The sequence below is a fragment of the Selenomonas sp. oral taxon 136 genome, from assembly GCF_001554015.1.
GTDB classification, from domain to species: Bacteria; Bacillota; Negativicutes; order Selenomonadales; family Selenomonadaceae; genus Centipeda; species Centipeda felix.
Window position 1 is genome coordinate 1,124,967 of the sequence record NZ_CP014239.1, and the last position, 13,335, is coordinate 1,138,301.

Annotated in this window: 12 protein-coding genes; 8 read left to right on the top strand and 4 right to left on the bottom strand. The window is 59.1% G+C overall.

The window, feature by feature from the left end:
* Positions 1-156 precede the first annotated feature (156 nt).
* From rplI to AXE86_RS05430, 4 genes are all read right to left on the bottom strand, one after another.
* The gene (gene rplI, locus AXE86_RS05415; RefSeq protein WP_009753407.1) at positions 157-600 is read right to left on the bottom strand and encodes a 50S ribosomal protein L9; all 444 of its coding nucleotides are present in this window, start codon (positions 598-600) and stop codon (positions 157-159) included.
* Complete coding sequence (locus tag AXE86_RS05420; protein WP_061945380.1) at positions 578-2,581, bottom strand: DHH family phosphoesterase; 2,004 nt, start codon at positions 2,579-2,581, stop codon at positions 578-580. The genes rplI and AXE86_RS05420 overlap by 23 nt, the downstream gene beginning before the upstream one ends.
* 80 nt (positions 2,582-2,661) lie before the next feature.
* Positions 2,662-3,438, bottom strand: a complete 777-nt coding sequence (locus AXE86_RS05425) for a DUF2232 domain-containing protein (protein ID WP_335338509.1) — start codon at positions 3,436-3,438, stop codon at positions 2,662-2,664.
* 366 nt (positions 3,439-3,804) lie between these two features.
* A complete protein-coding gene (locus tag AXE86_RS05430; RefSeq protein WP_061945382.1) occupies positions 3,805-5,586 on the bottom strand; it encodes a MutS-related protein in 1,782 nt (593 codons plus the stop codon).
* Between the two features lie 129 nt (positions 5,587-5,715).
* Between AXE86_RS05430 and AXE86_RS05435 the strand changes: the two genes are divergently transcribed.
* From AXE86_RS05435 to AXE86_RS05470, 8 genes are all read left to right on the top strand, one after another.
* Complete coding sequence (locus AXE86_RS05435; protein WP_061945384.1) at positions 5,716-5,916, top strand: hypothetical protein; 201 nt, start codon at positions 5,716-5,718, stop codon at positions 5,914-5,916.
* Positions 5,917-5,972: 56 nt separating this feature from the next.
* Positions 5,973-6,374 (top strand): type II toxin-antitoxin system RelE/ParE family toxin, encoded by a 402-nt coding sequence (locus AXE86_RS05440; RefSeq protein WP_232294930.1) that lies wholly within the window; start codon positions 5,973-5,975, stop codon positions 6,372-6,374.
* Positions 6,358-6,663, top strand: a complete 306-nt coding sequence (locus AXE86_RS05445) for a helix-turn-helix domain-containing protein (protein ID WP_061945394.1) — start codon at positions 6,358-6,360, stop codon at positions 6,661-6,663. The genes AXE86_RS05440 and AXE86_RS05445 overlap by 17 nt, the downstream gene beginning before the upstream one ends.
* A gap of 323 nt (positions 6,664-6,986) precedes the next feature.
* Positions 6,987-7,262, top strand: coding sequence for a hypothetical protein (locus tag AXE86_RS05450; RefSeq protein ID WP_039981208.1), 276 nt, complete (start codon positions 6,987-6,989; stop codon positions 7,260-7,262).
* A 133-nt stretch (positions 7,263-7,395) separates the two neighbouring features.
* Positions 7,396-8,079 carry a hypothetical protein gene (locus tag AXE86_RS05455; RefSeq protein WP_061945396.1) on the top strand — a complete coding sequence of 228 codons (684 nt, stop codon included), beginning with the start codon at positions 7,396-7,398 and terminating at the stop codon, positions 8,077-8,079.
* A gap of 708 nt (positions 8,080-8,787) precedes the next feature.
* Positions 8,788-9,453, top strand: a complete 666-nt coding sequence (locus AXE86_RS05460) for a D-sedoheptulose-7-phosphate isomerase (protein ID WP_061945398.1) — start codon at positions 8,788-8,790, stop codon at positions 9,451-9,453.
* Between the two features lie 374 nt (positions 9,454-9,827).
* Positions 9,828-11,336: a phosphoglucomutase gene (locus AXE86_RS05465; RefSeq protein ID WP_061945400.1), complete on the top strand. Its 1,509-nt coding sequence runs from the start codon at positions 9,828-9,830 to the stop codon at positions 11,334-11,336.
* Between the two features lie 224 nt (positions 11,337-11,560).
* On the top strand, positions 11,561-13,315 hold the full coding sequence (locus tag AXE86_RS05470; protein WP_061945403.1) for a GGDEF domain-containing protein: 1,755 nt from the start codon (positions 11,561-11,563) through the stop codon (positions 13,313-13,315).
* Positions 13,316-13,335: the final 20 nt, after the last annotated feature.

Genomic DNA, 13,335 nt, shown 5'->3' on the forward strand with positions numbered 1-13,335 from the left:
AGCAAACCTTAGCGGAACAAGTGAGTAAAGCGTGCGACTCGCCCCCGACACACTTCTGTCGTTCAAGCGAAGCGCGTTTCAGAAGTGTGTCGGTATTTAGGCGAACGAGCACGCGATCACTTGCGAAGCGAGGTGTTTGCGCAGAGCACGCAGCGATTACTCTTTGCGCACGTGAATCTTGATCGTGGTGGCAATGTTCGGATGCACCTTGACGACGGCCTCATAGATTCCCTCGCCCGTCACCTCTCCATTGATCGAGATCTTGCGGCGATCCACGTCGATGTTCTGCTTCTTCAGCGCCTCCGCGACATCCTTGCCCGTCACCGCACCAAAGAGCCGTCCGTTCTCGCCGATGCGTACGGGGATCTCCACCGTAACCTTTTCGAGCTGTGCGGCCATGAGCTTTGCCTCATCGACCTCCATTGCGTTCTTGCGCGCCTTTGCACCCGCCTGTGCCTTTGCCACGTTCACGTTCGACGTGTTTGCGGGCAGCGCGAGCTTCCTCGGCAGGAGGAAATTACGGCCGTAGCCGTCCGCCACCTCCACGATCTCGCCCTTTTTTCCAATATTCTTTACATCAGCCTGCAGTATGACTTTCACGTTGGTCACTCTCCTCTATATATGCCTTTGCTTTTTCTACCACCTGTGCGCGCACCTCATCCAGCGGGACGCCCTTGACCTGTGCGCCTGCGACATTGGCGTGTCCGCCGCCGCCGAACGCCTCCATGATGACCTGCACATTCATCTCTCCCGACGAGCGTGCACTGATGCCCACCACGTCGCTCGCGAGCGGGAACACATAGATGCTCATGCGCACGCCATCGACGCGGAGCATGCCGTCCGCCGCCTGTGCGGCGATGATCTGCCCGTTTGGCAGGAGATCGGGGAGGCTCCCCACGATCAGCCCGCCCGGGTAGTAGACAGCGTTTGCCTTCGCCCGTGCGAGCGATACCGTCGTCTCGTAGTCGCTCTGGAAGAGCGTGCGGACGAGTACGGGATCCGCGCCGGCGCGACGCAGGTATGCCGCCGCATCAAAGGTGCGCACGCCCGCACCGACGTTGAAATTCTTCGTATCCACCACGACACCCGAGTAGAGCGCCGTTGCATCGAGGCGCGTCGGGCGGACGTTGTCGCCGAAGTACATGAGCAGCTCCGTCACGAGCTCGCTCGCCGAGCTGGACGCCGTCTCGATGTAGACAAGCAGCGGGTTCTTGACGAAATGCTCGCTGCGGCGGTGATGGTCGATGACGACGACCTTCGGAATGCGTTCGAGCAGGGCAGGGTCGGCGAGGATATGCGGGATATGCGCGTCCACCACGACGAGCAGGGAGGACAGTGACGGCGTCTCCGTGATATCGCCGGGACGGAGGAAGAGTCCCTCGTAGGCCTCATCCTTGCGCACGAGATCCACGATGCGGTCAATGCCCTCATTCATCTCGCTGAGGACGATGTGTACCTTCTTCCCGAGAGAGCGTGCCATGCACGCGACGCCCATCGCCGCACCGAACGCATCGTAGTCCTCGTTGTGGTGTCCCATGACGTACACCTCGTCCGAGTTCTCCATAATATCGCGCAGTGCGTGCGCCACGACGCGTGCCTTGACGCGCGTGTGCTTCTCGACTGCCTTTGCCTTGCCGCCGAAGAACTGCGTCTTGCCGCTGATGTCGAGCGCCACCTGATCGCCGCCACGCCCGAGGGCAAGGTCGAGCTTTGCCTCCGCTTCCTCACCGAGCTCGCGCAGGGTCTGCTCGGCGGCGAGAGAAAGGCCGATGGAGAGCGTCACAGGCATGCCCTTCGTGTTGATGATCTTGCGTACCTGATCGAGGATGTCGAACTTCTCCGCGATGGCGTGGTCGAGTGACCTGCGGTCCAGTAGCGCCACGTACTCACCGTCGGAGATGCTGCGCAGGAAGCCACCGAGCCCGCCGACCCAGCCATCGATCTTTTCGCGGACGGCGAGGAGGAGCATGGACTTTTCCGTCTCGCTCTGTCCCTGCATGATCTCATCATAGTTGTCGATCTGGATGTAGAGGAGGGCGGTACGGCTCCCGTAGTAGCGCTTCTCGAGCGCCGCATACTCCGTCTCGTCCTCGACGTAGAGCGCAATCAGCGGCTCACTATGGTACGATTCCGCGACCATGCGGTGATAGACGCGATACGAGTGTCCCGCGTGGGAGAAGCGGTGCTCTCCCTCCGTCCCCCAGATGGACGCAAGGTTAAAATGCGGCCAGAAATCCGCGACCGCCGTACCGGGCTCGGGCATCTCGCCAAGCGCATCACCGAGCTGGTGATTGCACCACTCCAGATGCCCCTCCTGATTGACGAGGAGGATCGCCTGCGGGAGACGATCCACGGCGTAGTTCATAACGTCGTTCACATTACGGATGATGCCCATACAGTAGCGTTCAAATCGCCGCTCCCTGTCACGACATCGTTCCCACGCAAACGCAGCCAGCACCGCCCATAGGAGGAGGGCCGCCGCACCGACAAACGTGCTGTAGCAGAACGTCACGAGCGCAAGCGCAAGCATGACGATCAGATGGATCGTCAGATCGACCCACGCGGATAAGTTCCGCGGCATAGTATCACCTTCTTTACGTTATTTTATCTATATCGAATATGTATTTTCATCGCATATACAGTATATATAAACCATTAGTATTATTGCCGTTCACGAATGCGTCGGCGATAGTCATAGACCATATCGAAAAGCCCCGTCCACGAGATGATCTGTGTCATCACGCCGTTGACGAAAATGAACACGTAGATGAGCGCGCGCACAAAGGGCGAGACACGGAAGCGCAGGAGCAAGAAATGCAGGAGTGCAAGGCCCTGCACGAGCCCTGTGAGAAACGCAATCACATAGCCGTTGAGCGCCACCTGATAGAGCAGCACGATCTCGCGCGTCGAGCCCCAGTAGATACCGATCAGAGAGAAGGCAAAGAGATAGGGGAAAACGACGGGCAGATGCCACGCGGCAAACGGCGGAAGCGCCGTAACGGCGACACCCATGCGGCGCAGCACCTTGCGCATGACAGCATAGCAGACGCCCACCTCGATCAGCGCACTGCCCACGAAGAGCGCAGGCAGCATCAGGAGAAAGAGCTCCAGCACCTCGCTCGCCGCCGCGCGCGTCTCCTCGATCTGTACCTCGGTCATGCCGAGCGAGCGGTAGATCCCGAGCGTCTCATCCATCGCCTGCTGCATGACGGCAGGATCCATCGCAAACGGATTGATGCCGAAGAGCAGGAGGATGAGCAGGCCTGCCGCCGCCTTTCCGAGGAGCGAGGCGAGCGTGCCGCCCACGAGTGCACGCAGGGTGCCGCCCTGACGGCGCAGGAGCAGCCCGAGGGCAAGCCCCGTCGGCGCAAAGGAGAGGACAAACGTCGCCCCCGCCACGGGGGTGGCAAAGAGCATCGTGAGGAGGAGTGCCGCCACGGCCGCGAGCGCGCCGAACCGCCCCCCGCGCGCACCGTCACGAGCGCGATAAACACGGGCCAGAGCATTCCCATCATCATGGTCAACATGGGCAGATAGATCGCCGCGAGCGCATAGACCACGGCGGCGGCAGTCATGACCCCTGCCGTGGCAGTGGGGCGTGCAGCATGCTCGTTCATTCTGTATCCTTTCAGCGGAGGGATCCCCCGCACTGCCATTCAGGAAGCACGGATAAATGCAGCGCCAATCCGAGGGTCTGTTTTATCAGCGATTCCTTCATTCTCTTATCGCAGGAAAGTATTCCCCATTATAACAGATTTCCGCCGTGCTGTCACCGTGTCCGCAAAGCCGAGGGAAATCCCCGCCTCACTCCCCCATAATGCCCGCCATGCGCAGGAGATACTGCGCGTTCGTCGTGTGGCAGCGCCCTGGTCGCATCTTGAAGTCAAAGAGGATCTTATCCCCCTCGTAGTGCTCCTCAAAATGCGCATTCGTCACGGGGATGCCCTCGCGTCCGAGATCGCAGAGCTCAAAGTCGTGCGTCGTCACCACCGTAATCGCATGCGGCAGCGTCAGACGACGGATCGCCTCGCGCGCACCGACAATGCGGTCGGCGGAGTTCGTCCCGCGGAAAATCTCATCAATCAAGATCAGCATCGGCTTGCCGCGCTTGCTGTAGACCATCATCTTCTTGATGCGCAGGAGCTCCGCATAGAACGTCGAAATCCCGCCTGCGAGATCGTCGCTGATCTGAATCGACGTATAGACCGCCATCGGCGTGAGCGTAAAAGAGCGCGCACATACCGGCGCACCTGCATACGCGAGGACGGCATTCGCGCCGAGGCAGCGCATATAGGTCGTCTTGCCGGACATATTCGACCCCGTGATGACGAGCGTCCCTGCCGTGAGCTGCGCGTCGTTCGGCGTCGCCGTCTCCTCCGTCAGGAGCAACAGCGTCGCGTCCTCCGCCACGAGCTGCGGCGCGCCCTCCTCCGCAAAGCGCGGGAACACATGCACCTCACGCGTATGCCCGACGCGCGCGAGCGAGAGCAGCACCTCCGTCTCCGCCCACACCTTCAGCCAGTCGGCCGCCGCCGCACCGTACCCCTTGCGCCAGTGGGAAAAATACGCCATGCAGTGAAAATCCCAGAGCAGAATCCCATTCGCCAGCAGAAAGAAAAAGAAATTGCGCCGCATCGCCGCACAGTCGGCGAGAATCGTCAGACGGCTCAGCCCGACGGTCGCGCGCACGGGCGCAAAGAGCGGCGACAGAATCGCGTGAAACGCAGCGCTGCGCAGCGGGGCGCGCTCGAGCGCACGAAAGATCCGCCCATAGAGCCGCAGTGCACGCGCCATGCGGCCGAGCGGTGCCAGCTCGCGCTGCGTCCGCGAGAAAAACGCCATCGCCATCGTGAGATTGAACGTAAAGAGCGCAATCGGAATCGCCCAGCTGCCGCCAAAGAAAATCGCCCAAAACAGTGACCAGACACAGGCATTGGCAAGAACGATGCCGATGCAGGAAATGAGCTTCAGCGACCCCTTGAGCGGCTGCGCGAGCTCCTTGGCAAGTGCACGCGTATCATGCGCATCGGGCAGGAGCGCCCCGCGCGCCTCCAGCTCCAAGGCGAGGAGCGGATGGGCGAGCAGCTCCGTCACCGCCGCCTGCCGCCGCCGCGTCCGCGTGAGATCCTGCGGCGTCGCCGAGAGCGCAGCGGCGAGACGGTCGCGTCCCATGCGCGTATGCGCCGCGCAGAGATACTGATAGAGCGACGCCGCGCCGAAAATATGCAGATCCCGATCGGGCGGACACTTCTCGCGCAGATAGGCGGCACCGTCCACAGGCGACTTCTTCCAGCTCCCATCAAAGCGCGCGAGATACTCCCCCACCACGCCGAGATACGCCTGCGTAAAGATGCGGCGCCGCTCAAGCCGCCGATGCCGCAGCACGAGCACCGCAAAGAGCAGGAGGAAAAACCCGCCGAGCATCAGCTCCTCCACCGAGCCGCGGTCATAGCCGTGGATCAGGGCGACAAGCATCAGCGGGAACACCGCCGTACGCGCGAGAATGAACCGCGTCCGCCACGTATCCTGCGTATGTGCGTGGGCGAGAGCATGCTCGCGTACATTTTCATAAAAGTCCTTCTTCATAAGGAACTCCTTAAGGGAATCCACGATTCTGGGCAACATTCTTAACAGTCATATTATATCATAACGATAATAGGAATGTAGACAGTTTCTGCCAAAACTGTTAGAATACTTATCAAAGGAGGGATGTGCATGGCACAGGAGCCATCGGACGCCATACGGCGCATCGAGGCGGAGATCCGCACCCTCGATGCACGGATGCTCCGCGCATCGGGTGACCTCGACTACGAAACCTGCCGCTACGAAAAGCGCGCCCTCGAAACCGCCCTCCATGCCCTGCGCAAACAGAGGGAGAAAGAAACATCCACGCGGCAGCCTGCGCAAACCAGCTAAAATTCAGTCATCCCTGATACATTACATATCAACCTCCTCCACGCCATATTGACGTTATGGGATATATCCCATATAATGAGGATAAGCTCATGGACTTTACCGTAGAATTTTACGAAATGGAAGATGGACGCCAGCCAGCGCGGGAGTTTCTGCTCTCACTCGACAAGAAGATGCGGGCGAAACTATTGCACCGCATCGTTCTCCTGCGAGACAACGGAACGGCACTCAGAGAACCGTATTCCAAGCCAATCGGTGACGGAATCTTTGAGCTGCGTACGGTATTTTCCTCCAACATCACCAGAGTCCTCTACTTCTTTTACCGTGGGCAGACCATCATACTGACCAACGGATTTATCAAAAAGACGCAAAAGACCCCGCCGGGAGAAATCGACCGTGCCAAGAAGTACCGCGCCGACTACCTGCACAGAAAGGAGAAGGCAGATGAGCACAAACTTTGACAATTTTCTCGAGCAGCAGCTGAGCGATCCCGAATTGCGCCGAGAATACGACGCACAGCAGCCGGAACACGCCATCATCCAGACGATGATCGACGCGCGAAAGCACGCGGGGATGACACAAAAAGAACTCGCCATCCGCACTGGAATCGCCCAGAGTGACATCTGCAAACTCGAAAAAGGGAATGCAAACCCATCGCTGCGAACCCTTCAACGGCTGGCATCGGGGATGGGCATGACCCTCCGCATCGAATTCTCACCCATGCGGGAAGTCCAGTATAGAAATGTGTAGGGAATCGCTGATAAAATAAGGGAATCACTGATAAAATGAGGTCTGCCAGATTGGCGTAGATTTTTTCGTCCGAACGAGGTGGAAAACCGGACGCAGAGTGGTGCTCTGTGGAGGATTTTCCGCCGAAGTGCGGGCAAAAAAGATGCGTCAAGATGGTTGTACCGAATTTATCAGTGCTTCCTAAGGTATGCCAGATTGGCGCAGATGTTCTCGTACGGACAAGGAGGCAAACCTACGTAGAGGAATTGCCGACGAGATACGGGAAAAATGTGCCAAGATGGCGCGACTGAACAAATCAATGCTTCCATAGAAAGGAAAACACTATGTCACAGCGTATGACCACGGACGAAGTCCTCAAAGAATACGGTGTCCCCCAGCTGCGTCTCGACGTACACGCGACGCGCAGCGACCTCCTGAAGCTCCGCGAAAAGCTCATGGCGATCCGCGACCTCTCCGACGGGCGCGAGCAGGGCTACCTCGACATCAATTGCAAGCTCTACATCGACGTGGACGACATCGACCGCTACCTCTCAGGCGAGCTCGACACCGTCGGCGAGATCTACGCCTTCCCCGAGGACATCAAGTCCTATCAGGAGTAAGGCATCTTCGTGTGCTCCTCGCAGAACACCTCGTTACGCAAGCGGTCGTCAAGGTATAAATCTGCGTTCTTCAATCCGGTTACGAATACCGGAGCTATCCCCGTATCGAATGATATATGAAGGAGAATATGGAATGAAACTAAAGAAACTCATCGCTGCGGCAATGGTCGGCTCGCTGGCCTTTACCGCACCCATCATCGTCCCGAACGCCGTGCAGAGTACGCTCGGTGCACAGGCAGAGGCCGCCAAGGGCGGCGCGCGCATCTCACCGAAGGCGACGCCCAAGGCCGCACCGAAGGCATCCGAGGGACAGAGCAGCAGCGGCAAATCCGTCTCGGGGAACGGCAACAGCTACGCCCCCTCGAAGAACGCGAACCAGCTGGAAAAGAATGCCCCCGCGGCAAACAGCAAGGCGAATGCAGCAAACGCCGCGACCCCCGCTAAGAGCAGCACAGGCTGGGGGAATACCCTGCGCAACATCGGCCTCCTCGCGGGCGGCATGATGCTCGGCGGGCTCCTCGCGAGCCTCCTCGGCGGCATGGGCAGCGGCCTCCTCGCCGACATTCTCGGCGTCCTTGTGAACGTCGCCATCGCCGTCGCCGCCTTCATGGTGCTGCGCTGGCTCTGGAACCGCTTCCGCTCCCGCAAGGAGGAGGAGAACGTCTACCAGCGTGCAGAGCAGCCGCCCATCACGGACATCCGTCCGCAGGGCAGCGCACCGCAAAACGCCGCGCCGATGGACGTCACGCCGCCGACCTCGGCACTCGATGCCGGCGACAGCCCGCGTGCCATCGCCGACCGCTATCGCAGCCGCTGAGATACACAGAGAAACGTGGGACACTGCACGAAGCTCCGGCTTCGTACAGTGTCCCTTTTCTTATGCCCATACACTTACTGAAGAATCCCATCAGAGAGATTTTCCCCCCTGTAAAAACACAAAAGCGAATCAGTAAAACAATATGGATAAATTCCATAAAATATCGATAAATAATTATAAATTAAAATCAATAACTTCAAAATGGAGTATTTTACACCTCAAAAGGCAGGAATGCGTATGGGAACCCCCCTCTAACCCCGCGTCATTTCTGACGCTTTGCCTTTTCTTACAGGCTGGACGCACCAGTACGCCAGCGAAATCCTCTGCATTGGACAACCTATCGCATTTCCCTCCCCTTTCTCTTGAAAAAAACATCATTTTCGTCCATAATAGAAGCGAACGGAGCATAAAGGAATCACTGATAAATTCGGCACAACCATCTTGACGCATCTTTTTCGCCCGCTTTTCGTTAGCAAATCCTCCACATAGCCCTCGCTATGCGTCCGGTTTGCTGCCTCAATCGGACAAAAAATCTACGCCAATCTGGCTGACCTCATTTTATCAGTGATTCCTTAAGAAAGCAGCATTTTCTTGATTCGCCCTCCGCATACAACATACACGGTACATTTCCGCAGCACTCACGCGCGCAGCTAGCTGTCCGCGTGAGGCTCGCATCAATCGTAACGAAATCACAAAGGAGCAACAACTATGAAATCATCTACCCTCGCCGCCGTTGACACGCTCATCGCACGCTATCCCGCACTCGAGGCCTGCGGTACAGACATCCGCGCCGCCATCAAGGCACTCTGCACATCCTACCACGCAGGCGGCAAGCTCATCGTCTGCGGCAACGGCGGCTCTGCGGCAGATGCCGAGCACATCGTCGGTGAGCTGATGAAGGGCTTTCTCCTGCCGCGTCACCTCGACGAGGACATCCTCGAAAAACTCCACGAAGCGTGCGACGCCGCTGACCCCTTGACCGTCGACTATTTCATGCGGCACCTGCAGGGTGCACTCCCCGCCATCTCCCTCCCGTCCCAGCTCGCGATCAGCACAGCGTTCGCGAACGATCAGGCACCCGATCTCACCTTTGCCCAGCAGGTACTCGGACTCGGGCGCGCGGGCGACGTCCTCCTCGGCATCACCACCTCGGGCAGCTCGAAGAATGTCCTCTACGCCTTTCGCATGGCAAAGGCGCTCGGCATGACCACCATCGCCCTCACAGGCGCATCGGGCGGCAAATGCGCGTCGGGCTTCGCCGACATCGTCATCAAGGCCCCCGAGGAGGAGACGTACAAGATCCAGGAGTACCACCTCCCCATCTACCACACCCTCTGCATCGCCGTCGAGGAGGAATTCTTTGGCGCGGAGTGAGGCTGTGTCGCTCGCGGTGCAGGCTGATGTCTATGGATAAAAAGGTGTAGCCGCTCATGGCGCCCCCACCGCCGCTGTCGCAGCACCTCCCCCGCACCGGCGGGGAAGGCTCGGGGCACTCGTGGCGTAGTAGTATCCCCAAAGCAAACCTTAGTGGAACAAGTGAAGATAAGCGCACGTTCTGCCCCCTGCGAATTTCGTCGTTCAAGCGCAGCGCGTTTCGGAATTCGCAGGTATTTAGGCAGATAAGTGCGCGATCACTTGTGAAACGAGGCGTTTGCGTGGGGATACTCATGCATAACTCACGCACAATGCATAATATATAAACACACACACATCACAAACACACAATCATACACAAAGGAGGAATCCCCATGCCCCTGACCCAGGACGACTTCAAAAAACTCGCAAACGGCAGCGACATCCGCGGCGTCGCCGTCCCCGGCGTGCCCGGTGAACCTGTCACCCTCACCCCCGAGGCAGCAAACCGCATCGCTGCCGGCTTCGTCCGTTTCCTCAGCGAAACAACGGGCAAGAGCCCCGCAGAGCTGCAGATCGCCGTCGGCCATGACTCGCGCATCTCCGCGCTCGCCATCAAGGACAGCGTCCTCACGGGACTCACCTACACGGGCGCGCACGGCATCGACTGCGTCCTCGCCTCCACCCCCGCCATGTTCATGGCGACCATCTTCGAGGACACGGCGGCGGACGGCTCGATCATGATTACCGCGAGCCACCTCCCATACAACCGCAACGGACTGAAATTCTTCACCGCCGCGGGCGGCGCAGACAAGGCGGACATAGAGAAGATCCTCACCTATGCCGCCGAGGCAAAGGAAGAACACGGAACGCTCGAACACGTCCTGAAGTTCGACCTCATCGGGCGCTACAGCGAACACCTCACGAAGAAAATCCGCGACGCGTTCGGCGGCGCGGAGCGACCGCTCGCGGGCATGCACATCGTCGTCGATGCGGGCAATGGCGCGGGCGGCTTCTTCGCGGGACGCATTCTCACCCCGCTCGGCGCGGACACGACGGGCAGCCAGTTCCTCGACCCGGACGGACACTTCCCGAACCACATCCCGAACCCAGAGAACGCTGATGCCATGCGCGCCATCAAGGATGCCGTGGTGAACAACCATGCCGACCTCGGCCTCATCTTCGACACCGACGTGGATCGCATGAGTGCCGTCCTCGCCGACGGCACGGACGTGAGCCGCAACGCCCTCATTGCCATGATGGCCGCCATCCTCGCGCCCGACTACCCCGGCTCCACCATCATCACCGACTCCGTCACCTCCGACGGGCTGCACGACTTCCTCGAGGATCACCTCCATCTGAAGCACCTGCGCTACATGCGCGGCTACAAGAACGTCATCAACGAGTGCATCCGCCGCAACGCGGCAGGCGAAATCTCCCCGCTCGCCATCGAGACCTCGGGGCACGGCGCACTCAGCGAGAACTACTACCTCGACGACGGTGCCTACCTCGCGGTAAAACTCCTCATTGCGGCGGCAAAGGCACACGCCGAGGGTAAGACGCTCGGCGACCTCATCAAGGATCTGCGCCATCCCGCCGAGGCACGCGAGATCCGCATCAAGATCACGGGCACCGACGACGTCAAGGCATACGGAAAGGACGTCCTCGCCGCATTCGAGCAGCGCGCCAAAGACAAGGGGCTCAGGATCGCCGCTCCCTCCTATGAGGGCGTGCGCCTCATCTTCCCGGGCGGCTGGGCGCTGCTGCGCATGTCGCTGCACGATCCGAACATGCCGCTCAACATCGAGGCGGACGCAGCGGGCGGCGCGGACAGGATCGAGCACGAGGTCAGGGAGCTCCTCGCGGGATTCGACGCGCTCGACCTCTCCGGCTTTCACGCATAGAACACATCCATGTCAGCCGCCCACGTGAGGGAAAGGCACAAGAGACTGTCGTACGAGGTGAACACCTTCGTATCGCAGACTCTTTTCTCTTGGTAAACGTACGACCTGCTCTTTTCTCATTTTTCCCCAACACGCCCCCGTATTTTATGATATAATGCAGTGGTATATTGACATTTATTTCATTTATCCCTTATTGGAGAACAACGCAGGAGAAATGAGCCCCTATGAAGGAAGCCGCACAGCACGCGCTGAAGAATGCCATTGGACTGGCTGCGTTCGCCGCAATCATCGGGTCCATGGCCTTTGCCTGGCAGCTGCTCAATACCATGCCGTATACTGATCTGGCTCGCTCGTACGCCCTCGTCGGCAAGGATCTCACACATAACGACATCCTTGGTTTCCACGCGGCGGAGCATGACTGGCAGTCCTATACGTCCCCCGTGCCGCCCCTTGCCGACGATGTGAAGGCGGTCTATCTCTCGTGGGAGATCCCGCAGGATATACCTCTCTCCATTGATCACATCCTCGCGGCGACGACGAATCAGAACCTCTGCGTCTACCTCGATGACCGTCTGATCTACACCACCCGTCAATGGGACGGTTTCCACAACCCCTATGGGCGCACCCTGCACTTCATCGACGCGAAGCAGTCCCTCGCGGGGAAACGCATCACTTTCCTCCTGCATACGAACTATGCCCGGTGGATTGGCAGCGTAGACTATTTCTTCATTGGCAGCGCGCTGGCCCTCTTCCAGAAAATCAGCATCAGCGATGCCATCTACACGGCGAGCCTTGCCATCGCCGCTGCACTCATCGCCTTCCTCGTCATGGATCTCATCTGGCGCGGTTATATCCGACGACGACATCTGCAGCTTTACCTCATTGCCTTCCTCCTGAGCATCATCTTTTGGGCGACGGGCACCTCCTCACTCTTCCCCCGACTCTTCGGCACGATGCAGGTCTGGACGGAGCTCCACTTCATCATGCTCTACCTCATGCCGATGCTTTTCATCAAAATCATCGAGCACATCAGCCCGCCGAACTACAAGCGTCCTCTGCGCGGCATCTTTGGTCTCTACGGCGCACTCTTCGCCGTCGCAACGACGGCGGAGGCACTCGGGCTGAACGGCTATATGAATATGCTCTTTGCCTTCTACCCCATCCTCGCCGTCACCTTCCTCTATCCCATCTTCGTCCTCCTGGGCTCCTCATGGGCAAAGCATCCCGCCTGCCGCTACGGAGCGATCGCAGCGGTCTCGCTGATGATCTTTGTCGCGATCGATGCCCTCCATTTCGAGTATCATCTCTTCACCTCGACACTCTCAGCAACCGTTTTCTCGATCTACGCCATCATCCCATTCGTCTTCTACCTCATCCGCGAGCAGATGATGCAGGAGGCGCAGCTCATCCGAGAAAACAACGCCCTCGTGCAGGAGCTGCAGGAGACACAGGACGAGGCAAAGCACGACTTTCTCACGGGTTGCTACAACCGCTTCCAACTCGAACCAAGTTATGAGCGGTTCGCCTCACTCGCACACGAGAAGGGCTTCTCCTTCTCCTACGCCATCTTCGACATCGACCACTTTAAGGAGGTCAACGACACGCGCGGCCACCTCGGCGGCGACCATGCGCTGCGCGGCGTCGCCGAGATCGTACAGGAGAAGATCGACCGCCGCCACATTTTCATCCGCTACGGCGGCGACGAGTTCATCCTCCTCGCCCTCCATCACGACCTCACACAGATGGCAGCGTTCTGCGAATCCCTGCGCTGTGCCATCGCAGAGACCATGGACGGCATCACGATGAGCTTCGGCGTCTCCACATGGCACGGTGCAGATGACTCGATGCACAGCCTCATGGAGCGTGCCGACCGTGCGCTCTACTGCTCCAAGGAAAAGGGACGCAACAGCGTCTCCACCGAGAGCGAGGCAGCGTGCTGCGATATCTGTGCGAACGCGAATGCGGAGCACCATCGCTGACGAGTAATATAAAGGCAGCG

Excerpts from the sequence above, each read along its gene's own strand:
- AXE86_RS05420 (WP_061945380.1), bottom strand. The coding sequence starts at position 2,581 with ATGCCGCGGAACTTATCCGCGTGGGTCGATCTGACGATCCATCTGATC.
- AXE86_RS05450 (WP_039981208.1), top strand. The coding sequence starts at position 6,987 with ATGTCACAGCGTATGACCACGGACGAAGTCCTCAAAGAATACGGTGTC.
- AXE86_RS05430 (WP_061945382.1), bottom strand. The coding sequence starts at position 5,586 with ATGAAGAAGGACTTTTATGAAAATGTACGCGAGCATGCTCTCGCCCAC.
- AXE86_RS05460 (WP_061945398.1), top strand. The coding sequence starts at position 8,788 with ATGAAATCATCTACCCTCGCCGCCGTTGACACGCTCATCGCACGCTAT.
- AXE86_RS05445 (WP_061945394.1), top strand. The coding sequence starts at position 6,358 with ATGAGCACAAACTTTGACAATTTTCTCGAGCAGCAGCTGAGCGATCCC.
- AXE86_RS05435 (WP_061945384.1), top strand. The coding sequence starts at position 5,716 with ATGGCACAGGAGCCATCGGACGCCATACGGCGCATCGAGGCGGAGATC.
- AXE86_RS05470 (WP_061945403.1), top strand. The coding sequence starts at position 11,561 with ATGAAGGAAGCCGCACAGCACGCGCTGAAGAATGCCATTGGACTGGCT.
- AXE86_RS05465 (WP_061945400.1), top strand. The coding sequence starts at position 9,828 with ATGCCCCTGACCCAGGACGACTTCAAAAAACTCGCAAACGGCAGCGAC.
- AXE86_RS05455 (WP_061945396.1), top strand. The coding sequence starts at position 7,396 with ATGAAACTAAAGAAACTCATCGCTGCGGCAATGGTCGGCTCGCTGGCC.
- AXE86_RS05440 (WP_232294930.1), top strand. The coding sequence starts at position 5,973 with ATGGGATATATCCCATATAATGAGGATAAGCTCATGGACTTTACCGTA.